Source organism: Chimaeribacter californicus (assembly GCF_002858675.1).
In the GTDB taxonomy this organism is placed as follows: Bacteria; Pseudomonadota; Gammaproteobacteria; order Enterobacterales; family Enterobacteriaceae; genus Chimaeribacter; species Chimaeribacter californicus.
Genome location: NZ_PJZF01000005.1, coordinates 235,415 through 258,245 on the forward strand (window position 1 = coordinate 235,415; position 22,831 = coordinate 258,245).

The 22,831-nt window shown below is 62.0% G+C and carries 20 protein-coding genes; 16 read left to right on the plus strand and 4 right to left on the minus strand.

Features of this window, described 5'->3' with window-relative positions:
- Positions 1 to 10: 10 nt before the first annotated feature.
- Genes CYR55_RS08820 through CYR55_RS08830 form a run of 3 tightly spaced genes read left to right on the plus strand, consistent with a single transcriptional unit; the run spans position 11 to position 2,262 of the window.
- Positions 11 to 571, plus strand: coding sequence for a fimbrial protein (locus CYR55_RS08820; protein WP_101815764.1), 561 nt, complete (start codon positions 11 to 13; stop codon positions 569 to 571).
- A gap of 30 nt (positions 572 to 601) precedes the next feature.
- Positions 602 to 1,183 carry a fimbrial-like protein gene (locus tag CYR55_RS08825; RefSeq protein WP_165699555.1) on the plus strand — a complete coding sequence of 194 codons (582 nt, stop codon included), beginning with the start codon at positions 602 to 604 and terminating at the stop codon, positions 1,181 to 1,183.
- Between the two features lie 11 nt (positions 1,184 to 1,194).
- On the plus strand, positions 1,195 to 2,262 hold the full coding sequence (locus CYR55_RS08830; protein ID WP_101815766.1) for a fimbrial protein: 1,068 nt from the start codon (positions 1,195 to 1,197) through the stop codon (positions 2,260 to 2,262).
- 259 nt (positions 2,263 to 2,521) lie between these two features.
- Here CYR55_RS08830 and cadR read toward each other — a convergent pair whose 3' ends face one another.
- A complete protein-coding gene (cadR, locus tag CYR55_RS08835; RefSeq protein WP_101815767.1) occupies positions 2,522 to 2,980 on the minus strand; it encodes a Cd(II)/Pb(II)-responsive transcriptional regulator in 459 nt (152 codons plus the stop codon).
- 79 nt (positions 2,981 to 3,059) lie between these two features.
- On the opposite strand from cadR, the gene CYR55_RS08840 reads away from it, so the two are divergent.
- From CYR55_RS08840 to CYR55_RS08860, 5 genes are all read left to right on the plus strand, one after another.
- A complete protein-coding gene (locus tag CYR55_RS08840) occupies positions 3,060 to 5,378 on the plus strand; it encodes a heavy metal translocating P-type ATPase (protein ID WP_101815768.1) in 2,319 nt (772 codons plus the stop codon).
- 296 nt (positions 5,379 to 5,674) lie between these two features.
- Positions 5,675 to 6,628: a YbgA family protein gene (locus tag CYR55_RS08845; RefSeq protein WP_101815769.1), complete on the plus strand. Its 954-nt coding sequence runs from the start codon at positions 5,675 to 5,677 to the stop codon at positions 6,626 to 6,628.
- A gap of 50 nt (positions 6,629 to 6,678) precedes the next feature.
- Complete coding sequence (phrB, locus tag CYR55_RS08850; RefSeq protein WP_101815770.1) at positions 6,679 to 8,133, plus strand: deoxyribodipyrimidine photo-lyase; 1,455 nt, start codon at positions 6,679 to 6,681, stop codon at positions 8,131 to 8,133.
- A 17-nt stretch (positions 8,134 to 8,150) separates the two neighbouring features.
- Complete coding sequence (locus CYR55_RS08855; protein ID WP_101815797.1) at positions 8,151 to 9,137, plus strand: MBL fold metallo-hydrolase; 987 nt, start codon at positions 8,151 to 8,153, stop codon at positions 9,135 to 9,137.
- Positions 9,138 to 9,166: 29 nt separating this feature from the next.
- Positions 9,167 to 9,910, plus strand: a complete 744-nt coding sequence (locus tag CYR55_RS08860; RefSeq protein ID WP_101815771.1) for a type 2 GTP cyclohydrolase I — start codon at positions 9,167 to 9,169, stop codon at positions 9,908 to 9,910.
- A 6-nt stretch (positions 9,911 to 9,916) separates the two neighbouring features.
- On the opposite strand, the gene CYR55_RS08865 is transcribed toward CYR55_RS08860, so the two are convergent.
- Positions 9,917 to 11,353 carry an MFS transporter gene (locus CYR55_RS08865; protein WP_101815772.1) on the minus strand — a complete coding sequence of 479 codons (1,437 nt, stop codon included), beginning with the start codon at positions 11,351 to 11,353 and terminating at the stop codon, positions 9,917 to 9,919.
- 203 nt (positions 11,354 to 11,556) lie between these two features.
- Here CYR55_RS08865 and pxpB point away from each other — a divergent pair, with 203 nt between their 5' ends.
- From pxpB to pcp, 6 genes are all read left to right on the plus strand, one after another.
- Complete coding sequence (gene pxpB / locus CYR55_RS08870) at positions 11,557 to 12,213, plus strand: 5-oxoprolinase subunit PxpB (protein ID WP_101815773.1); 657 nt, start codon at positions 11,557 to 11,559, stop codon at positions 12,211 to 12,213.
- The gene (pxpC, locus tag CYR55_RS08875; protein WP_101815774.1) at positions 12,207 to 13,136 is read left to right on the plus strand and encodes a 5-oxoprolinase subunit PxpC; all 930 of its coding nucleotides are present in this window, start codon (positions 12,207 to 12,209) and stop codon (positions 13,134 to 13,136) included. Before pxpB ends, pxpC begins: the two co-directional genes overlap by 7 nt.
- Complete coding sequence (pxpA, locus tag CYR55_RS08880) at positions 13,126 to 13,863, plus strand: 5-oxoprolinase subunit PxpA (RefSeq protein WP_101815775.1); 738 nt, start codon at positions 13,126 to 13,128, stop codon at positions 13,861 to 13,863. Before pxpC ends, pxpA begins: the two co-directional genes overlap by 11 nt.
- A gap of 81 nt (positions 13,864 to 13,944) precedes the next feature.
- The gene (locus CYR55_RS08885) at positions 13,945 to 14,673 is read left to right on the plus strand and encodes a DUF969 domain-containing protein (protein WP_101815776.1); all 729 of its coding nucleotides are present in this window, start codon (positions 13,945 to 13,947) and stop codon (positions 14,671 to 14,673) included.
- Entirely contained in the window at positions 14,670 to 15,683 is a 1,014-nt protein-coding gene (locus tag CYR55_RS08890) for a DUF979 domain-containing protein (RefSeq protein ID WP_101815777.1), read from the plus strand. The genes CYR55_RS08885 and CYR55_RS08890 overlap by 4 nt, the downstream gene beginning before the upstream one ends.
- A 44-nt stretch (positions 15,684 to 15,727) precedes the next feature.
- Positions 15,728 to 16,378 carry a pyroglutamyl-peptidase I gene (gene pcp, locus CYR55_RS08895; protein WP_101815798.1) on the plus strand — a complete coding sequence of 217 codons (651 nt, stop codon included), beginning with the start codon at positions 15,728 to 15,730 and terminating at the stop codon, positions 16,376 to 16,378.
- 91 nt (positions 16,379 to 16,469) lie between these two features.
- Here pcp and CYR55_RS08900 read toward each other — a convergent pair whose 3' ends face one another.
- Complete coding sequence (locus CYR55_RS08900) at positions 16,470 to 17,849, minus strand: NAD-dependent succinate-semialdehyde dehydrogenase (protein WP_101815778.1); 1,380 nt, start codon at positions 17,847 to 17,849, stop codon at positions 16,470 to 16,472.
- Positions 17,850 to 17,990: 141 nt separating this feature from the next.
- Between CYR55_RS08900 and CYR55_RS08905 the strand changes: the two genes are divergently transcribed.
- Together CYR55_RS08905 and nei are read left to right on the plus strand one after the other, a co-directional pair.
- Positions 17,991 to 18,896 (plus strand): LysR substrate-binding domain-containing protein, encoded by a 906-nt coding sequence (locus tag CYR55_RS08905; RefSeq protein ID WP_241522113.1) that lies wholly within the window; start codon positions 17,991 to 17,993, stop codon positions 18,894 to 18,896.
- Between the two features lie 143 nt (positions 18,897 to 19,039).
- The gene (gene nei / locus CYR55_RS08910; protein ID WP_101815780.1) at positions 19,040 to 19,831 is read left to right on the plus strand and encodes an endonuclease VIII; all 792 of its coding nucleotides are present in this window, start codon (positions 19,040 to 19,042) and stop codon (positions 19,829 to 19,831) included.
- 22 nt (positions 19,832 to 19,853) lie between these two features.
- On the opposite strand, the gene CYR55_RS08915 is transcribed toward nei, so the two are convergent.
- A partial coding sequence (locus CYR55_RS08915) for an autotransporter family protein (protein WP_146000970.1) occupies positions 19,854 to 22,831 on the minus strand: 2,978 nt, incomplete at its 5' end.

Genomic DNA, 22,831 nt, shown 5'->3' on the forward strand with positions numbered 1-22,831 from the left:
GGGAGAGACTATGAAAAACATCAGCATACTCGTCAGCGCCGGGATCTTCTGCCTGGGGCTCGCCGCGCCCGCCCTGGCGGGCACCGACAACGTCAAAATGACGTTTGAATCGGTGATTGAGGCCGGCACCTGCACCGCACAGATCCAGAACGGCGCAGGTACAGCCATCAGCGAGCTTAACTTCGGCGACGTGTATAAATCCGATCTGTCGGCCAATAGCCGGGTGGAGCCGTTCAAACTGGTCTTCAGCGGGTGCAGCGGCGTGGTGAAAGCGAACTATACCGCCAAACCGAGCGCCGGTTCCGGCTGCTCCGGCCCAGGTGCCGATGGCCCGTCGTTCAGCGGCACCGGCACGGCGACAGCGGTGGCGGTTGAGTTGTGGAAAGGGGACGCGGGCGACGGCACCGCCCTGGCGTGCAACACCCTGCCGCCACAAAATGTGAGAATTTCCGGCGGCGGGGCCTCGGTGAGCATGAACGCCCGGATGGTGATCGCCTATCAGCGCACCATTGCGGATGTGGTGGCGGGGGATACCAGCATTCCCGTTACCTTTGCCGTGACCTATGAATAATTCACGCTAACCAGCATAGCGAGCCATGACGTGAAACGACCTCTCTTTTCGGTGTGCCGGCTGCTGCTGCTGGCGACCCTTAACGCGCCCGCCGCGTTTGCTGCCGACCCAAACGCGGCGGATCTGGCCATTACCGCGCAGATACGGGATAACACCTGCACCATCCGCCTGGACAATAACGGCTATGTGCGGCTGCCGGTTATTCACCGCACTGAACTGGTGGACGGCGACGGCAACCCGCGGCTCAGCCCCACTGACAACAGCGGCGGGAAGGCGTTTCGTATCACGGTGACCGACTGCATGGAAAACGCCGGGGGCGGGGCAACCGGCCTGCATTTCGCCTTCAGCCCCTACGCCTTGCCGGTGCAAAACCAGGTGTTTCCCAATGAAACCGCGCCCGCTGACGGCGGCGCGCAGGGAGTGGGGATGGTGGTCTTCTCCCGCCGGCACGGCACCAATGTGTTGAATACGGACGGCAGTTCTGACGTGGTGTTCCCCAGCGAGGGCAACATGCTCAAGGATTACCTGTTCACCGTGCGCTATCAGGGGATGGGGCCGGTGACCAGCGGCCTGGTCACCAGCCGGGTACGGGTAGACGTGACCTATGACTAAAGGAAGACGCGATGAATCGGTTTAACTCTCGGGCTTGTTTGCTGGCGCTGTTGCCGCTGTTAACCCCGGCAGCATGGGCGGCGCGGGATTGCTATTTTACCCGAAGCGATGTGCTGGTGGACGGCGCCTACGTGAACTTAACGCCCACCGGCAGGGTAAGCGACGACACATTACTGGCTAAAGATTTGAAGGCGCAGTACATCGGGGAGTTCAGGTCACACTGTGAGGTCGGTAATGACGGGCAAAACCTGTGGGGGATAATTAACTCCGGTAACACCGGCTACCGGTGGCATGACCCAGGCGCCCTGTTTCCTACCAATATCCCCGGCATTCGTTACAGCGTGCATGTTAAGCTCCGTCCAAAGCCCAGCTTAGCGGATGGCTATCTGCCCAGCAGCACCAGCTATACCCAGGTCGCCGCCATCGGCGATGGCGAGGACGGCGAGGGCAGCGCGTTGGATGGCGGGGACTGGGATATCTATCTGGATTTCTACCAGACGGAGGAATATACCGGCAACCAGGGGCAGAGCGTTGTGCACCCCCGCGATGACATTATACTCGGACAGTACCGCCTGGGGGGAAGTGGGCATAACAGCAACATCGTCTCGATTTCTATTAATAAAAACAGCTTTGCTATGGATATTACGGCCCCCACCTGCACCAGCGCGATAGCCAACGGGACGAAAGAGAATACGGTGGATTTCGGCAACGTCAATTTCAACGATTTTGAAGGCAACCGGGTGCCGAAAAAGAATTTCACCATCAAGCTGAGCAACTGTTCATTGGTGAGCGGCGTGACCACCAAACTCACCGCCGTGAACGTCAGCAGTGACGGCAACATGCTGGCTAACGACCTGACCAGCGGGCAGGGCACCGCCGCCGGGGCGGGGGTACAAATCCGCGATGTAAACAGCAATACCCTGCGCCCCAATGACGGGTATTCCACCTCCACCGTCAGCGGCCTGTCCATGCCCGGCACGGTGGTGCTCAACTATTCCGCAGAGTTGCGCACCGACGGTACGGCGCGCAAGGCCGGGGCATTTCAGTCCACCGGCGTGTTCACCATGACCTATAAATAATGGCCGCCGCCTTTCAAGGCGGCGGCCCGTTAAATTCCTTCGCCTTGTATGTAATGGTCGCATGGTGGTCAGCTACCACTATATGAAGCGGAGTGAGCCAGTCCTTCGCCCCAAGGTGAAACCTTGCTTAGCAGCTTATGGCCTTCCGCTTGGATATCTGCCTGCTCTTAGACGGTATCCATGGTCGACTAAAAACCAAATGGGTTAAAAACGACGTCAATAAGACGATTTGTTATAGAAACTGCTTTTTTAAAAAACATTAATGCGAATGACTGCCTGCAAGATGGCCTGTTGTCATCACTGACGACACATGCTCCAGCTCTTCTGCCTGCTCCAGCTCACGTAGGATCCCACAGTCGCGGGTCGCCCGGTTTGCGTTGCAGTGACTCCGAAGTTCGTTCAGTTGCTTCTCCAGCATATTCAGCTCGCAAATGCGGGTCTGTACATGGCGCAGGTGCTCGTCTATCAGGGCATTCACTGTTCTGCAGTCAGCATCAGGTTGACTGCGCGCCCGAAGCAGAACCCGGATTTCATCATGCGTCATATCGAGCGTCCGGCAGCGCCTGATAAACATTAATCGCTCCAGATGCGCGCTGTCATAGTGCCGGTAATTATTTGTCTGGTCCCGTATCGCTGGCTGTAATAATCCTTCACGTTCGTAATAACGCACCGTTTCAACAAGACATCCTGCCTGCCGTGCCAGCTCGCCAATTTTCATGTTTCACCTCATTCATGCTTGACCCTGTAGTTACTTCAGGGTCTTTAATGCCAGTATAAGTGATGAACAGGACAAAAACATGAGTGACTGCTGCAGTAACAGTAAATGTGGAACGACCGCATCCGGTAAAAGCTCGCCTGTAAAAGGCATAGTCGCCCTGCGCTCAGAAATTCCGGAGAAGGGGAGCAGACCAGAAAGCAAAGCCGCCACTGACTGTTGCAGTGGTACAGGCTGCTGCGCGACAAAAGCGGTAAACCTGTCGGCTAAAGATGCCGCCGGGGATGAGCTTCAGACGCAGCAGACTACTGCTGAAGGGGTACGTACCAACATCCGCATTATGCAGATGGACTGCCCCGTTGAAGAGGGCATGATACGCAAAAAGCTGGACGGCATGCCCGAAGTCAAAGAGCTGGATTTTAACCTGATGCAGCGCGTGCTGACAGTAGTCCATACCCCTGATGCCCTGGAGCCGGTTCTGGCTGCCATTCGCTCGCTGGGCTTTGAACCCGAACTGCCTGACAGCAGTGGCCGGCATGCGATAACGGAAGAAAAGAAAAAACCCTGGTGGCCGCTGGCGCTGGCCGGCGTAGCGGCGGTAGCCGCTGAGGCCATGCACTGGGGCGGTATGCCGGAGTGGGCGGAGGCCGCGCTGGCTCTGATTGCCGTAGCCGCCTGTGGTCTGACAACCTATAAAAAAGGCTGGATAGCGCTGCGTAACGGTAACTTAAACATCAATGCCTTGATGAGTATTGCCGTGACCGGTGCTTTGGCGCTCGGGCAGTGGCCGGAAGCCGCCATGGTGATGGTGCTGTTCACGATTGCAGAGCTGATTGAGGCCAGGTCTCTTGACCGCGCCCGTAATGCTATAGGCTCCCTGATGAAGCTGACGCCGGATACGGCTACGGTTCAGCAGCCGGACGGCTCCTGGAAAGAAACCGATGCAAAATCTGTTTCTCTGGACAGCGTGGTCAGGGTCCGGCCCGGCGAGCGTATTGCGCTTGACGGCACCGTTATCCGGGGCCGCACCTCCATTAACCAGGCACCCATTACCGGGGAAAGTCTGCCGGTAGAAAAAGGTGAAGGGGACCCGGTATTTGCCGGCACGGTTAACGGCTCGGGCGGTTTTGACTATCGGGTGACGGCTGCTGCCGGGAACACCACGCTGGCGCGTATCATTCATGCCGTAGAGGAGGCTCAGGGAGCGAAAGCCCCTACGCAACGCTTTGTAGACCGCTTTTCACGTATCTATACGCCTGTCGTGTTTGCCATTGCGGTTGCGGTTGCGGTTCTTCCGCCTCTGATTGCCGGGGCGAGCTGGCAGGAATGGATTTATAAGGCGCTGGTCATGCTGGTTATCGCCTGTCCCTGCGCGCTCGTGATTTCCACCCCGGTCACCATTGTCAGCGGTCTGACGTCTGCGGCCCGCAGGGGGATCCTGATTAAAGGCGGTGTTTACCTGGAGGAAGGCCGCCGGCTCAAATGGCTGGCGCTCGATAAGACCGGTACGCTTACTCATGGTAAGCCGGTGCAGACAGATGTGGTGATGTATACCGGAGTAACGGAAGAAGAAGGCCGCGGGCTGGCTGCCAGCCTGGCGGGTTACTCCGATCACCCGGTTTCGCAGGCCGTGACGGCCGGGGCAAAAGGTACGCAACGGTATACCGTGGACAATTTTGAAGCCCTGCCCGGGCGCGGCGTGAGAGGGGGGATCAACGGAAAAACCTACCGCCTTGGAAACCTGAGGCTGACGGAAGACACGTTAGTCTGCCCGCCTGCTGTAAAAGCGACGCTTGCCGGGCTGGAAGCGCAGGGAAAAACCGTTGTCATGCTCAGTGATGAGAGGCAGGTACTCGGGCTGTTTGCCGTAGCTGATACGGTCAAAGAGAGCAGCCGGGCAGCAATAAAAGCACTGCATAGCCTCGGTGTCAGCACGGTTATGCTCACCGGAGACAATGCGCATACCGCCAGCGCGATCGCTGGTCAGGTCGGTATCGATGAGGCCCGGGGCGACCAGTTGCCGGAAGACAAACTTCGCGCCATAGAGGCGTTTGCTGTTCAGGGCACCACGGGCATGGTGGGGGATGGCATTAATGATGCCCCGGCTTTGGCCCGTGCTGATATCGGCTTCGCTATGGGGGCTATGGGCACCGATACCGCAATTGAAACCGCTGATGTGGCGCTGATGGATGATGACCTGCGGAAAATCCCTGCCTTTGTCCGGCTATCCCGGCAGACTTACAGCGTTCTGGTTCAGAATATTGTTATGGCGATCGGAATCAAGGCGGTGTTCCTGGCTTTGACAATTGCAGGCATGGGCACCATGTGGATGGCCGTGTTTGCTGACGTGGGCGCAAGTCTGCTTGTCGTGGCAAACGGCCTGCGCCTGTTGCGTAAATAGCTGGTTACTTTGTTGCCCGTTAATTGATGGCGGGCAATGCCGGCTTGACGAGCCAAATTACTTGTATTTCATGCCCAGCCGCGCGGTACTGCGAGTGCGCAGCCGCAGGCAAGCTACGGGAGCGTTTCCACAGATATTGAAGAGGAAATAGCTTGATTTAACACGGCAGCTGATAATTTTTTGCCCGCTAACCTGTACAATTTTCCCTGTTTGTATAAATTACCCCTCCCTGGGTACGCGGTTTGAGTACCTTTCTTCTACACTTACTTCATCATGTACAACATCCGGGAGTTGCCGTGAGTGAAAAAATTCCCATTGGAATCAGCGCCTGCCTGTTGGGTGAGAATGTCCGTTTCGATGGCGGCCACAAGCGTTTTGGCTTTGCCGTCGAGCAGTTAGCGCCCTATGTGCGTTTTGAGCCGGTCTGCCCGGAAATGGCCATCGGCCTGCCGACCCCGCGACCGGCGCTGCGGCTGGTCAAGGCCGACGAAGGCATCGCGATGCGGTACAGCAATGACGCGTCAGTAGACGTCACCGACGCGATGCAGCGCTACTCGGCGGAGCGCGTCACCTCCCTCAGCCACCTGTGCGGCTACATCGTCTGCGCCAAATCCCCCAGTTGCGGCATGGAGCGGGTGCGGGTTTACAGCGCCAACGGCAAAGACGCGCGCAAAAGCGGCGTCGGCCTCTACACCGCTGAGCTGATGAAACGCTACCCCTGGCTGCCGGTAGAAGAAGATGGGCGGCTGCACGACCCGATGCTGCGGGAGAACTTCGTCGAGCGGGTGTTTACGCTGTATGAACTCAACGCGCTGTGGAAGCAGGGGCTGACGCGCGGCGGGCTGATGGCGTTCCACAGCCGCTATAAGCTGTCGCTGCTGGCGCACTCGCAACCGGCGTACCGCGAACTGGGGCGCTTTGTCGCCGCGATGGACCAATGGGACTCGCTGGAGGCGTTCGCCGTTGAATACCGCAGCCGCCTGATGGCGCTGATGGCCCACAAGGCGACGCGCCGCAACCACACCAACGTGCTGATGCATGTGCAGGGCTACTTCCGCAAACAGCTCAACCCGTCGCAACGCCAGGAGCTGACCCAGCTTATTGACCGCTACCGGCAGGGCGTGCAGCCGCTGCTGGCCCCGATCACGCTGCTCAAGCACTACATGGCGGAATTCCCCGACGCCTACCTGCAACAGCAGCGCTACTTCGAGCCTTACCCCGAAGCGCTGTGCCTGCGTTACGGCCACTGAGTGGGGCGGCGGCCGCGCCGCCCTGGTTTCCATGATTCACAGGATTTTTTATGCCCACCCATCTGGTCTGGTTCAGGAACGACCTGCGCACCATTGATAACCGGGCGCTGCATGCCGCCTGCGAAGACCCGGCTGCCCGGGTGCTGGCGCTGTTTATCGCCACCCCCGGCCAGTGGGCCGCCCACAGCATGGCCCCGCGGCAGGCCAGCTTTATCCACCAGACGCTGCAGCATTTACAGGCGGCGCTGGCGGCCAAAAACATTGAACTCTGTTACCACCAGTGTGACGATTTCGCCGCCGCCAACGCCTGGCTGGTGGCGTTCTGCCGGGAACAGCAGGTCGGGACACTGTTCTATAACCGCCAGTATGAGCTGAATGAACAGCAGCGCGACGCAGCGCTGGAACAACAGCTGGCCGGGCAGGTAGTTTGCCGGGCATTTGATGACAGCCTGCTGTTGCCGCCGGGCAGCGTCACCACCGGCAACGGCGAGATGTACAAAGTTTACACGCCGTTCCGCAATGCCTTTCTGCGCCGCCTGACCGCTGCCGACACCCGCTCGCTGCCCGCACCGCGGCCACGCGAACAGGGCGATGTTCCGCGCCACCCGCTGGCGCCGTTCGACTACCCGCAACAGGCGGTGGATGAGGCGCAATTCCCGGCGGGCGAAGAGGCGGCGCTGGCGCGGCTGCGCGCCTTCTGCCGGGAACAGGCACCGGACTACCTGCGTCAGCGCGACCAGCCCGCCCTCAGCGGCACCAGCCAGATCTCCCCTTATCTGGCGATTGGCGCACTCTCGCCGCGCCAGTGTTTCAACCGCTTGCAGGCGGAATGCCCCCGGATGCTGGAGCAGCGCGACGGCGGGGCGTTTGGCTGGCTGAATGAGCTTCTCTGGCGCGAGTTTTACCGCCATTTGCTGGTGGCGTGGCCGATGCTCTGCAAGCACCAGCCGTTTATCCGCTGGACGCGCTTTGTGCCGTGGCACACGCCGGATGAGGCGTTCGAGGCGTGGAAGCAGGGGCGCACCGGCTACCCGATTGTGGACGCGGCTATGCGGCAGATGAACCAGACCGGCTGGATGCACAACCGGCTGCGGATGATCACCGCCAGTTATCTGGTCAAGGATCTGCGCATCGACTGGCGCGAGGGCGAACGCTATTTCATGACGCAACTGCTCGACGGTGACTACGCCGCCAACAACGGCGGCTGGCAATGGGCGGCCTCCACCGGCACTGACGCCACGCCCTATTTCCGTATCTTCAACCCCACCACCCAGGGCGAGCGTTACGACAAGCAGGGCGATTTCATCCGCCGCTGGGTGCCGGAACTGGCGGAAGTGCCGGAGAGTGCCATTCATCAGCCGCATCGCTGGGCCCGAGAGCAGCAGCGCGTGCTAGACTATCCGGCACCACAGGTTGACCACGCCACCGCACGGCGGGAGACGCTGGAGGCGTTTGAGGATGCCCGGCGACACGCCCGCGCCCAGGAGGCTGACGACCCCGACTAATCAGCATGGAGCACGCGATGGGCAGAAGCATACGGGTAATGGCAGCGCTGCTGGCGCTCTGGTCAACGGCAGCGGCGGCCGACTTTGACATAGTGGCGCTGGGCGTACGCGGCGGGCTGGACGAGGGCAACCTCAGCGCCTATTTGATTAAAAACGGTGAAAACAGCCGCTATCTGGCGTTGGATGCGGGCACGCTGCTGCCGGGCATTACCCAGGCGCTGGCGAAAGGCAGTTTCCCGGAGGCCACGCCGGAGAAGGCCGCGCCGCTGACGCCGCAGGGCTATGTGCTGCGCGAGCGGATTGGTGCCTACTTCCTCAGCCACGGCCACCTTGACCACCTCGCCGGGCTGCTGCTGGCCGCGCCGGACGACAGCCGCAAACCGATCTACACCACCACCGACACCGCCAACACCCTGCGCACCCACTACTTCAACTGGAAAAGCTGGCCCAATTTCAGTGACAGCGGCAACGGCACCCGGCTCGGCACCTACCGCATCAACACGCCGCCGCCCGGGCAGCGCGTCACGCTGGGTGACACCGGCCTCAGCGGCATAATCTACCCGCTGAGCCACGACAGCAGCGCCTCGTCGATGTTGCTGGTGAGCCGCGGCAATGAGGCGTTTGCCTATTTCGGCGATACCGGCAGCGATGCCAATGAGAAATCAAAACACCTGCACGCCGCCTGGCAGGTGCTCGCCCCGCTGGTGCAGGCGCACCAGCTGAAAGGCATCCTGATCGAGAGTTCCTACGCCAATGACCAGCCCACCAACCGGCTTTTCGGCCACCTGACCCCGGCTTTGCTGCTGGGCGAGCTGGAACACCTCGCCGCCCTGAGCGGCGGCGACCAGGCCCTGCGCGGCCTGCCGGTGCTGGTCACCCACATCAAACCCGCATTACAGGCGGGGCGGGATGTCCCGGCGGAGGTTAAACAACAGCTCGAGGCCGGTAACCGCCTCGGCGTTAACTTCATCTTTATGCAACAGGGCGATCGCATTACCCTGTGACGCTGACTTACCGATTAAGAGAACACACCATGCGCAATACCGAACTTGAACGCCTGATTAACCAGAAACTGAACGTCAACGACTTCAAAGACTATGCGCCCAACGGGTTGCAGGTCGAGGGGCGCGACGAGGTGCGGCGCATCGTTACCGGCGTCACCGCCAGCCAGGCGCTGCTGGATGCAGCGGTAGCGCATCAGGCAGATGCGATTGTGGTGCACCACGGCTATTTCTGGAAAAACGAGCCGGTGGCGGTGCGCGGCATGAAGCGTAACCGGCTGAAAACCCTGCTGACCCATGACATCAACCTCTACGGCTACCACCTGCCGCTGGACGCGCACCCGGAGCTGGGCAACAACGCGCAACTGGCGCAGGCGTTCGGTATTGAGGTGCTGGGCGAGGTGATGCCGCTGGTGCCGTTCGGCGAGCTGGCGACCCCGCTCACCGGCGAGGCACTGCGTCAGCGCATTGAGCAGCAACTCGGCCGCAGCGTGCTGCACAGCGACATCGGCGCGCCGGAGACCATCAAACGCGTGGCCTGGTGTAGCGGCGGCGGGCAGGGCTTCATCCAGCAGGCAGCCGAGTTCGGCGTGGATGCCTTTATCAGCGGTGAAGTCTCAGAGCAGACCATCCACATCGCCCGCGAAATGGGGCTGCACTTCTTTGCCGCCGGGCACCACGCCACCGAACGCGGCGGCGTGCGCGCCCTCGGCGAGTGGCTGGCCGCTGAACACGGGCTGGACGTGACCTTTATTGATATTGATAACCCGGCCTGACGCGGCTCAGCCGGTCTTTTTCCGGGCCTCTTCTTCCGCCACTTCGCCAGGGGTGGCGTCATCCTCCAGCAAAATAAACGCCCGTTGCAGGCCGGTATCGCTGTCCGGGTCCGCGCCCTGCGGCGGAAACGCGGTCTCTTCCTCGCCGGCTGCCAGATGGTCATCATTCACTGACGCCGGTGCGGGCATCGTCTCCTGAATCAGCTGTTCATCAAAGGCCGGGTTCAGCGCCGGGGAGAGCGGCGAACTGGTCAGGCTGTCCGGCATGGCGGTATGCGGCACCGGGGCATCCTGCGCCTGCGCCGGTTCCCCGGCGGCTTTCGGAGCACGCGTCAGCGCGGCAATCCCGGCGGCACACACGGCAAAGAAGGCGTAGAGAATATTCGCCCCCAGCGGCTGCATCAGTGCACCCACCAGCAGCGGCCCGACGCAGGCCCCGACACCAAACGCCATCAGCAGACAGGCAGAAAGTGATACCCGCCGCTCCGGCGCGATCAGGTCATTGGCCAGCGCCACCACCAGCGGGTAGAGCGAAAACTGCATCAGGCTCACCGCAAAACCAATGGCCAGCAGCAGTGGGAACGGCAGGTGCGGCAACACCGCCAGCGGCAGCGCCGCAACGGACAGCAGCAGCGCACACAGGCGCATCAGCCGGGTACGGTTGTAGCGGTCAGAGAGCCAGCTCAGGGGGAATTGCGCCATCAGCCCGGCAAAAATCGCCAGTGCCATAAACAAACCGGTCTGCCGGGTCGATAGGGCCAGCTGGCTGGTGTAAACCGGCGCCATGCCGTAAAACGCACCAACTACCATGCCAATCACCAGCGTAATCGCCAGGATTTTCGGGATCGCTCCGATGAAAAATTTCAGCTCCATCGGGGCCGGGGACATATGCCCGGCGTGGGTACGGGTGGTCAGCGCAATCGGCACCAGACACAGGGCAAAACAGAGCGCGATAATCAGCAGCGTGCTGATCCCCAGCCCATCCTGCAACATCAGCACCACCTGGCCCAGGGCCATGCCGAGGTAAGAGGCCGCCATATAGAAGCCGAACACCGTGCCGCGCTGGTCAGAGGCCGCCTGATCGTTAAGCCAGCTCTCCAGCACCATGTACTGGCACATCATACAGAGGCCAATAATCAGCCGCAGTACCACCCACAATGGGATGAGATCCGTCAGGCCGTGGCCGAGCACCGCCGCCGTGATAATACCGGAGCAGGAGACATAAGCGCGGATGTGGCCGACACGGGCGATCAGCACATGGCCGACCTTGCCGCCGATCACCAGCCCGATGTAGTTGGCGGCGATGATGGCCCCGATCAACGCGCCGCTGACCTGAATGGCCGTGAGCCGCAGGGAGACATAAGTGGTCAGCAGGCCGGACCCGAGCAGCATCAGCAGGGTGGTGGTGTAGAGGGGAAAAAAGACATTCAGAGTTTTTTTCACGCTATCTCCCTTATCCGTGTAAAAAAAGTCAGGCGGCGGGCGGCCCTTACGCTTCTTCACCGGCGCAGGATGGGCAACCTTATGCTATTGATACTAGCAGGTGCGGCGACAGGGCGAGGGGCGGCAGGTTGACAGCGCCCCCCGCTTTACTGCATAACAATGCGGGTTTGATTGATAATTATTCTTTATCTAAGGGGCGGGAAGTGCAGCGAGCACGTTGTTATCTGTTGGGGGAGCGCGCTGTCGTTCTCGAGCTGGAGCCGCCGGTCACGTTACAAAGCCAGCAGCGGATCTGGGGGCTGGCGGAGCGGTTACGCGGCCGGGATGATGTCCGCGAGGCGGTGCCCGGTATGAATAACCTCACCATTTTTCTGACCGAACCACAGACGGTGGCGCTGGATGCCATCGAACGGCTGCAACGCTGGTGGGAAGAGAGCGAGGCGCTGGTGCCGGAGGCACGGGACATCGACATCCCGGTGATCTACGGCGGCACCCACGGCCCCGATCTGGAGGTGGTGGCGCGCCACACCGGCCTGACCCCACAACAGGTGGTCGAGGCCCACGCTTCTGCCCACTATGTGGTCTACTTCCTCGGCTTCCTGCCGGGCTTCTCCTATTTCGGCGGGATGCCGGAGCAACTGGCGACCCCGCGCCGCGGCGAGCCGCGCCTGCTGGTGCCGGCCGGTTCCGTCGGCATCGCCGGGACGCAGACCGGCATCTACCCGCTGGCCTCGCCCGGCGGCTGGCAGCTGATCGGCCTGACGCCGCAGGCGCTGTTTATGCCTGACCAGATGCCGCCCACCCTGCTGCGCCCCGGTGACAACGTGCGCTTTGTGCCGCAACAGGAGGGCGTATGCTGAAAATTATCCGCGCCGGGATGTACGCCGCCGTCCAGGATCTGGGCCGCCACGGCTTCCGCGCGCTCGGCATCAGCCAGACCGGCGCGCTGGATCAGCCGGCGCTGCAACTGGCGAACATGCTGGTGGGCAACGCGCCCGACAGCGCCGGGATTGAGATCACCCTCGGGCAGTTCACGGCTGAATTTTTACGTGACGGCTGGGTCGCGCTGACCGGGGCCGGGTGTGATGCCGAACTCGACGGCCAGAAGCTCTGGACCGGCTGGCGTTACCCGGTCAAGCCGGGGCAGCGGCTGGTGCTCGGGCTGCCGAAACGCGGCATGCGCAGCTATTTAGCGATCTCCGGCGGCATCAACGTGCCGGAGGTGCTCGGCTCACGCAGTACTGACCTGAAAGCCGGCATCGGCGGCTTCCACGGGCGGCGTTTGCAGGAGGGCGATCTGCTGCCGCTGGGCGAGCCGCAGAACCTGCCGCAGCGCGCCACCGGCATCAAACAACTGCTGTTTGGTAACCGCATCCGCGCCCTGCCGGGGCCGGAGTATCAGGAGTTCAGCCCGGAAGCGCGCGAGTGGTTCTGGCGCACCCCCTGGCAGCTCAGCCCGCAGAGTAACCGCATGGGCTACCGCCTGCACGGCCACGCGCTGGAGCGCACCACCGACCGCGAGATGCTGTCGCACGGCTTGCTGCCGGGCGTGGTGCAGGTGCCGGGCAACGGCCAGCCGATTGTGCTGCTGGCGGATGCGCAGACCACCGGCGGCTACCCGCGCATCGCCTGCGTGATTGAGGCGGATCTCTACCACCTGGCGCAAATCCGGCTTGGCGAGCCGATCCATTTCGTGAAATGCACGCTGGAAGAGGCCCATCTGGCCAAAGCGGAGCAGGACCGCTTCCTGCAACAAGTCGCGCGGGGGTTACATGGCCGTTGATTTAAATGCGGATTTGGGCGAAGGCTGCGCCAACGATCGTGAACTGCTGCAACTGGTGAGCTCTGCCAATATCGCCTGCGGTTTCCACGCCGGGGACGCGCAAACCATGGTGCAGTCAGTGCGCTGGGCGCAGGAGTTCGGCGTCGCCATCGGCGCGCACCCGAGCTTCCCGGATCGTGAAAACTTCGGCCGCACGGCGATGCAGCTCCCGCCGGAAACGGTCTATGCGCAGGTGCTGTACCAGATCGGCGCGCTGGCGGCGATTGCCCGTGCCGAGGGCGGCACGCTGGTGCATGTGAAGCCGCACGGCATGCTCTATAACCAGGCGGCGAAAGATCCGGCGCTGGCGGACGCGATAGCCCGTGCGGTGCAGGCGGTGGACGGCTCGCTGCGGCTGGTGGGGCTGGCGGGCAGTGAACTGATCCGCGCCGGGCAGCGGCTCGGGCTGCCCACCCGGCAGGAAGTGTTCGCTGACCGCCGCTACCAGAGCGACGGCACGCTGGTGCCGCGCAGTGAGCCGGACGCGCTGATCGAGAGTGACGAACAGGCGCTGGCGCAAACCTTGCATATGGTTGAACGGGGCGAGGTCATCAGCCGCAGCGGTCAGGCGGTGCCGGTACAGGCAGACAGCGTCTGTTTGCATGGCGACGGTGCCCACGCGCTGGCGTTCGCCCGCCTGCTGCGCCGTAGTTTTGAACAACGGCAGATCGCCGTCCGCGCCGCCTGATCTTTCCCCTTTTTTCGCCCGTTCCGGGCATTTTGTGCACCGGGTTCTGCCCGGTGCCTGACCTCTTTGGGAGCAGGAACTATGCAACAGGCTGTCAACTTATGGCCGCTGATCGGCATTGCCGCCATTGTCATCGGTTTTTTATTGCGCTTTAACGCGGTGCTGGTGGTGATTGTCTCGGGCATCATTACCGGGCTGGCGGCACAGATGCCGGTGGCCGCGATTCTGGAAAAGCTCGGTGCCGGCTTTATGAGCACCCGCACGTTGCCGCTGATCCTGCTGCTGCCGCTGGCGGTGATCGGCCTGCTGGAGCGCCACGGGCTGAAGGAGCGGGCGCAGGCGTTTATCGCCACCATCGAGCGCGCCACCGCCGGGCGGCTGCTGACGGTCTACCTGCTGGCGCGTGAACTGACGGCGGCGCTGGGGCTGACCAGCCTCGGCGGCCACCCGCAGATGGTGCGGCCGATGCTGGCACCGATGGCCGAAGGGGCGGCCACCGCCCGCCACGGCGAACTGCCGGAAGCCACCCGCCACCGGCTGCGGGCGATGGCGGCGGCCACCGACAACGTCGGCCTGTTTTTTGGGGAAGATATTTTTGTCGCGTTCGGGGCGATCATCTTTATGCATAACTTCATGCTGGAGTCCGCCGGGATCCAGACCGAGCCGCTGCACATCGCGGCGTGGGGCATCCCGACCGCCGTTTTCGCCTTCCTGATCCACGCTTTCCGCCTGAACCGGCTCGACCGGCAACTCCGGCGTGAATCGTCCACCCTTAACAGCGCGGCGCTGTCACGCAAAGGGGGCCAATAATGTTCCAGCAACACTATCTTTATGTGCTGGCCGGGATCTTGCTGCTGATTGTCAGCATCATGTCCCTGCGTGACCGCGCCAACCCGCGACGCGTGTTCACCGCCCTGTTCTGGGGGCTGTATGGGCTGATCTTCCTGCTGGGGGACTGGGCGGGCCACTGGGCTGCGGCTTACGGCGGGGCAGAGGGCACGCGCACACTGAATATCGCCGTGGGCGTGGTGGTGGTGCTGATGGCGCTGATCGCCGGGTTCGGCGGGGTGCGACTCGGCAGTTACCACCAGCGCAGTGACAAGGCGCGAACCGAAAGCGCGCGCCGGCTCGGCAACCGGCTGTTCTTGCCTGCGCTGGCGATCCCGGTGGTGACGGTGCTGGGCGTGCTGGCCTTCAACAATATCCCCGGCCTGGCTGCCACGGTGTTTGGTGCCGGCAGCCCGCCGACGCTCAACACGCTGTTCTCGATGCTGGTCGGCTGCGTGGTGGGCCTCGTCATGGCGCTGCGGATGACGCGGGATTCCGCGCTGCAATCGGTACAGGAGACGCGCCGCCTGCTCGATTCCATTGGCTGGGCGTTTATCCTGCCGCAGATCCTGGCGACGCTCGGGCTGCTGTTCACCTCGGCAGGCGTCGGTACCGCGATTTCCCACCTGACGCAGGAGTACCTGGCAGTGAACCACCGGTTTGTGGCGGTGGCGGTCTATGCCCTTGGCATGGCGCTGTTGACCATGGTGATGGGCAACGCCTTTGCCGCCTTCCCGATCGTGACGGCCGGGATCGGCATCCCGATTCTGGTGATACAACAGGGTGGTAACCCGGCGGTGATGGCGGCGATCGGCATGTTTTCCGGCTACTGCGGCACACTGATGACGCCGATGGCGGCCAACTTCAACATTGTGCCCGCCGCGCTGCTGGAATTGCCGGATCGCAATGCGGTGATCAAGGCACAGATCCCGACAGGGCTGGCGCTGCTGCTGGTGAATATTTTCCTGCTCTATTTTTTGATGTTTTTATGAGCAACTGGCTATGCTGAAAGCAGGGCCTTTGGGGAGATGAGATGATGCAGACTGTATTGATAACCGGGTTTGAACCCTTTGATGGTGAGCGCATCAACCCCTCCTGGGAGGTGGTGAAGCGGCTGCACGATATGGAGCTGGGCCGCGTGCACATTGTGACGCGCCAGTTGCCTTGTGTGTTCCACCATGCGCTGGAGGCGCTCTATGCGGCGATTGACGAGACCCAGCCCCGGTTGATTCTGGCGGTGGGGCAGGCGGGCGGCCGGGCAGAAATCAGCCTCGAGCGGGTGGCGATTAACGTTGATGATGCGCGCATCCCGGATAATCAGGGGCAGCAGCCGATCGATGAGCCGGTTGTGCCGGGCGGCCCGGCGGCGTACTTCTCGCAACTGCCGATCAAGGCGATTGTCAGCGGGCTGCGTGAGGCGGGTATTCCGGCGGCGGTGTCACAAACCGCCGGGACGTTCGTCTGTAACCATGTGATGTACGGGTTGCTGCACCACCTGCACCTGAAAAACAACCCGCGGGTTAAGGGCGGCTTTATCCATATCCCTTATCTGCCGGAGCAGGCGGCCAACCACCCCGGCAGCCCGAGCATGGCGGCCAATACCGTGCTGACGGCGCTGGAGCTGGCGATTGCCATTGCGCTTAACACCGAGCGCGACCTGCTGGTGGGCGGCGGTGCCACCCACTGAGCCGGTGCGTTTGGGCGATAGCCGTTACCTCCCCTCAGGCACCAGGCGGCAGAAGAGATGCCGCATCTTCATGCACTGAGGGGAGCTCACGTTAATGGTTCTGGCCGGCCATCAGCACGTATTTCACCTGCACATACTCTTCGATGCCATAATGCCCCCCCTCACGGCCGTATCCGGACGATTTGATGCCGCCAAAAGGCACCGATGCCGTGCCGACTGACCCCGAGTTGATAATCACCATACCCGCTTCCAGTTGCCTTGAGAGGCGGAAAGCGCGGCCCATATCGGTTGTCCAGGCATAGGCCACCAGGCCATATTCGGTATTGTTGGCACTACGGATAGCCTCCTCCTCCGAGGAGAACCGATACAACGCGAAGACGGGGCCAAAAATTTCGGTGTTATGCACATCAAAGCGCTCATTCAGATCGCACAGAATAGTGGGCTCATAAAAAAGCCCGCCTTTGGGATGCCGCTTGCCGCCCAGCCTGACCGCGGCACCCAGCGATACGGCGTTATCCACCAGCGCGGTCACTTTGTCTATCGCCTGCTGGTTAATCAGCGGGCCCACCACAAATTCATCCTGCATGCCCTGATCGACACGGATTTTTGCCACGGCTGCGGTCAGCTTTTCAACAAACGCGTCGTAAATCCCCGCCTGAACAAAAATGCGGTTGGGTGAAATACAGACCTGGCCTGAGTTACGCAGCTTGGCACTCACCAGCCCGGCCACGGCATCCTCCAGGTTCGCGTCGTCGAAGACTATAAAAGGCGCATTCCCCCCCAGCTCCAGGGTCATTTTTTTCAGCGTTGCCCCACATTGGCCGGCCAGCAGCTTGCCGACCCGGGTAGACCCCGTGAAGGAGACTTTGTGGATGCGCTCGTCACGCGTAAACGCCTCGCCAATCGCGTTGGGATCGCCCGTGACCATTTCAAACACGCCGGAAGGAATGCCCGCCTCACGGGCATACTCCAGCAGTTTCCAGGCCGTTAACGGCGTTTCTTCCGCGGGTTTGATGATCATGGTGCAGCCTGCGGCCAGGGCGGTGGCGACTTTGCGGGTGATCATCATAAAAGGGAAATTCCAGGGCGTGATCGCCGCCGTGGGGCCGACCGGCTCTTTCATCACCAGTACGGACGCGTTGGGATCGTGGGAAGGAATGGTGTCACCATAAACACGTTTCGCCTCTTCCGCGTACCATTCAATAAAGCCCAGCCCATACTCGATTTCACCCAATGCCTCGCTCAGGCATTTCCCGTTTTCTTTCACCATAATTTCGGCAAAAACACGTTTGTCTGCGCGAACCAGATCGTACCAGCGACGCAGGATATCACTGCGTTCCTTTGCCGTTTTCCGCGCCCAGGCAGGGAAGGCGTCACAGGTCCGCGTGATGGCAGCCGCCACGTCTGGCTCGCTCATCAGGGGAGTCTGGCCGACAACAGATCCATCAGCAGGGTTGATAACATTGATCATATCGCTGTCCTTTAGTGGGAATTGGCAGATGCACTTCACTTACGCTGTGTAAAGTACGGGGGAGCCGGGCCATTCTCCTGTGATGAGTTTCCAGCCACAATCGATTAAAATGGCGCAAATGTTGAGAAAAACTCAAGGGTGATGATGATGCGCGACCTGCCTTCTTTGAATGCTTTGCTGGCCTTTGAGTCTGTGGCGCGTACCGGCAGCGTCCGGGCCGCCGCTGACCACCTGTCTGTCACCTCCGGTGCGGTGAGCCGCCAGATCCGGCAACTGGAAGAGCATTTTGGGATACCGCTGTTTCAACGCTATGGCCGGGGGCTCATGCTGACGCATGCCGGCAGTGCCTATTTCCAGCAGATCAGCACGCATTTTGAGGGGCTGCGCCAGGCGGGGCAGATCCTGCACCGTAGCGCCGGTCGCGCCGTCATCCGGCTCCATTCTTTCACCACCTTTGCCACCCGCTGGCTGATCCCCCGGCTGACGGCCTTCCAGCTGGCCCATCCCGCCATTGATGTCAGGCTGACCACCGCGTCAGACTGGGATGATGCGGCAGACTTTGACGCGGCTATCCGCCTGGGCAGCGGTGAGTGGCCCCAGATGCACGCCACCCCCCTGGTTGAAAACACGCTTGTCCCGGTTTTCCGGCCTGCGCCGGGGCGCAAAACGCGGCTGGATCCTGAGAATCTGGCACAACATACCTTGCTCAGGGTGCGTGGCCGCCCGGATGACTGGCGACTATGGGGTGACGCCTTTGGGATTGAGACCCGGCGCCTGACCAACTGGCGGGAACTGGAAAGCTCCGCGCTGGCTTATCAGGCCGCTCTGGAAGGGCAGGGGGTTGCGCTGGCACAACGTGTGCTGGTTGAAAAAGAGTTAGCAGAGGGCACGCTGATCGCGCTGGATGATTACCGGCTGGACTGCGGGAGCCTGACCTACTATCTGGTATGGAACCGCAGCAGCCTGAAGCAAACCAATCTGCGGCTGCTTGAGGCGTGGCTGACGGAACGTGAAACGTCAGATTTTCAGCCGGGCAATCCCGCCTGAATGGCGCAGGCAGGCTGGCCTGCCGTTGCGCTATATTTATGACACAACAGGCGGGTGAAATGTGCCTGTTGTGTATTGATATCGTTAGCAGGCACGCCGGCGCGTGCCTGTTGTATTTATGGAATAGCTAAGGAGCGGTACCCATGCCTGAAGGCCCGGAGATCCGGCGCGCAGCCGATAAGCTTGAAAAAGCGGTCGGCGGCAAGCCGCTTACCCACGTCTGGTTCGCCTTTCCCCAGTTGCAACCCTATCAATCTGACCTGATCGGCTGCCGTGTGACCCGGTTTGAAACCCGGGGCAAAGCGCTGCTGACCCACTTTTCCAACGGCATGACGCTCTACAGCCATAACCAGCTGTATGGCGTCTGGCGGGTGGTGAAACCCGGCGAAGAACCGGCCGGTAAGCGCTCGCCGCGCGTGCGGCTGGAAACAGCGGATAAAGCCGTGGTGCTGCTGAGCGCCTCGGACATTTCACTGTGGGTCACGGACGAGATCGAAACCCATCCGTTTCTGGCGCGCATCGGGCCGGATGTGCTGGACATGACCCTGACGCCGGACATGGTGCGCGAGCGGCTGATGTCCCCGGCGTTCCGTCGCCGCCAGCTGGCGGGCACGCTGCTGGATCAGGCGTTTATCGCCGGGCTGGGCAACTACCTGCGGGCAGAGATCCTCTGGCAGGCGCAACTGGCCCCGCAGCACAAGCCGCAGGATCTCAGCGAAGAGCAGCGTGACGCGCTGGCGGAGGCGGTGCTCAGCATTGCGCGCCTCTCCTATGCCACACGCGGCAAGGCCAAAGCAAGCAAACACCATGGCGCGCTGTTCCGCTTCCGGGTGTTCCACCGCGCCGGGAAGCCGTGTGAGCGCTGCGGCGGCATCATTGAGAAAACCACGCTCTCCTCCCGGCCGTTTTACTGGTGCCCGGCCTGCCAGCAGTGACCTATCAGGCCGGGTGAGGGGATCAGAAGGCGATTTTCACCCCGATCATCCCGGCATAGCCGTCGCTTTGCCGGTCAAAGGCCTGTTGATAACGGAACTCCCCGTAGGCGCTGGCGCTGTCACTGAGGGTGGCCGCCACGCCCAGCCCGGTTTGCCAGTAGCTGTTGCTGAACTCGGTCTGGATCTGCTGTGAACCGACGCGCACCGCCGGTTCATCCCCGATCAGTGTGGTGGCATCCAGCGTCAGGTAGGGTTGCCAGCGGCCGATGTCGCGGGTGAGGCGCAGCCCGGCACGCGCTTCGCCGCTGCTTTGCGCCACACCAGACACGGCGCTGATCTCATCGTTAAACCCGTCCAGATGCAGGTACTGGTATTTCAGTTGCAATTGCGGCTCCAGCATCACCCGGTTACCCAGGGCGAACGGTTTCCCGGCCTCAATCGAGGCCGCAATGCCGGCGCCATGCTGCGCGCTGTGCCCGGCGCTGAAATAGTCATTGTGGAGAGTGCTGAGCTGGCCGATCGCATCAAGGTAACCGCCATCTTCCGCCTGCACGGTGTAGTAGCCGCCGAGGCTGTAAATTTCACTCTCGATCCGGCCGGTAGCCACCGAGAGCGCCGGGTTCAGCGCGCGCCGGCGGTCTTCGGCGTCAGTGCGCTGGCTGCCGAGTGTCAGCACCCATCCGGCGCGGGTGGTGGCTGCGTTGCTGCGGCTTTCATACACGTCGTTGCCCAGCTGCACATAGCGGGTTTCGCTGTCATAACCAAACCGGCCGGAATCCAGATCCTGTTGCTGGTCAAACACGCGCAGCCAGCTGCCGTCGAGGTGCGCCACATCGCCGCCGGTGCGCTGGTGGTAGGTGCCGAGCGCATCGAACAGGTAACGCTGGTTGAGCACCGGCGCAGCCAGGTAGCCCGGCACCTCTTCCCGCCACGGTACGTCGTCCGGGTCGGGCTGGGGGGCCGGTGGGAAGGGGCGCGGATCGTCTGGCGGCAGATCGTCCGGGGTGACCGGCTCGTCGGTAAAGGTGGAGCGCAGATACCAGTCGTTGGCATCCTGTTCGCCGCCCTGGTAGAGGAAATAGTCGTAGGCATCCACTGCCACCCGCTGCCCCAGCACCACGGTGCCGCTGCTGCTGCCGTCCACCTGAATCACGTTGATGCCGTCGCCGGTGGTCAGCCCGCCCCGGCCGCCGCGGTTATTCACGAACAATTGGTAGTCGCCGTGCATCTCCCCGGCCACCACCAGCCGGTCGGTGGCGGAGGCGTTACCGGCCAGCGCGGTGTTCAGCCGCAGATCGCCGCCGCCGCTCAGGTTACCGGTATGCAGGGTCAGGTAGCGGTCGCCGCTGTGCTGCATGGCAAGTGTGCCGCCGCCCAGCGCCAGCTGGCTGATGCGGCTGTCACCGGTGATTGCCCACTGGCTGGTGGCATCAAGCGTGAGCTGGTTAAGCTGCGGCGTCGCCCCCAGCCACTGTGACCCATTAGTGAGTTGCAGGGCGGCGTTGTTCTGCGGTGCCTGGGCATCGATCAGCACATCCCCGGTCAGGCGCGAATTGCCGTCCGCGTTGAGCGTGACCTCATCATGCACCAGGTTGCCCGCCGCATCCTGAATAACGGCGGTTTCCAGCAGCACGCCGTTGCCGCCGGTGAGCTGGCTGCTGTTGGCGAGGTTGAGGGTGATGCCGCCGCCCAGCGCAGAAATGGCCGCATCCTGCTCGCTCCGGATCGTGCTGTTGTCCAGCGTGATGTCGGTGGTCGCGGCGCGGCGCGCGGAATCGTTGAGCATGATAATGCCGTGCGCGTCGGCACCCCGGGCGGTTAATTGGCTGTCGGTGAGGGCAATTGCCGCATTGGCGTAGGTTTTTATCGCGTCAGCCTGGTCGCCGGAGGCGGTGCCGGTCAGGGCGGTTGCCGCAATGTGGCTGTCGCCAAAGTTAAGCAGCAGGTTGCTGTTTTCGCCGGAGGTAGCGGCTGAAACCCCGTTCAAGTCCACGTCGCCGCCGCGCGCAGCGGCAATGGCGGCACTGCGTTTGCCCGCCGTGCTCAGCACCAGATCGCGTGCGTCGGTGTTTGCTTCGGTGTAGAGCGCGTGTGAACTGTTCCCCAGCGTCGTGATGCGGCTGCCTGCCATCGTCAGCCGGCCGCGGTTATCGATGGCGTGCGCGCCGGTGCCTTCGGTGGTCAGCGTCATGTCGGTGGCATCCATCTGCACGCTCTCATCCACCAGCCAGACGCCGTAGCCGTTCCCGGCGCGCATCGTGTAGTCGCCGCCGTTCACCGTGACGCGGCTGTTGCCGCTGGCGTTAATCAGGTAGCTTGGCTGGCCGCTTTCCGGCCCGTTAACCGCCACCGTGAGGTCATTCAGCGTGAGGCGGCCCTGCTGGGTTTCGGTGCCGGAGAGGTTAAACACGTCCAGCGTGCCCTGCGTATCCACCCGGATATCGCCGCCGTTGAACAGCGCCTGGGTGCCGACGATATCCACCACTTCCATCGCCGGCGCACGGCCGCGGGCGGTATTGTCCACGGTGATTTGTATATTATCGGCACTCAGGGTAGCGCCTAGTTTACTTTGCAGCGCGGAAATGCCGTCGCGCATTGAAATAACCGCGTCCGCCAGCGTGGCCGTGACATGACCGGCGAGCTCAATCCCTTTGGCTTTTTCACCGGCGACATTGACGGTGATATTTTCGGCCGCAAACAGGGTGGGAGGCTGGTTATATTCCCCGTCGGCCGCTATGCCTTTCTCGGTTATTCCCTCCACCGTCAGGGTGCTGTTTATCAGGGTGAGTTGGCTGCTGTTGTTCAGCGTGATGGCATTACCGCTGTCGCTGTAAATATCAACGTTATTCAGGGTATGGGCAGCGCCGTCATTGATAACGCGCGGGCTGCGATCCTCCGCCCAGGCGGCGGTCAGCGGCGGCAGGCTGCACAGCAGGCCGGCAATAACGGTTTTACGAAACAGGGGACGGGAGGCGGCGGGCCGGTTACACATTTTTCTTC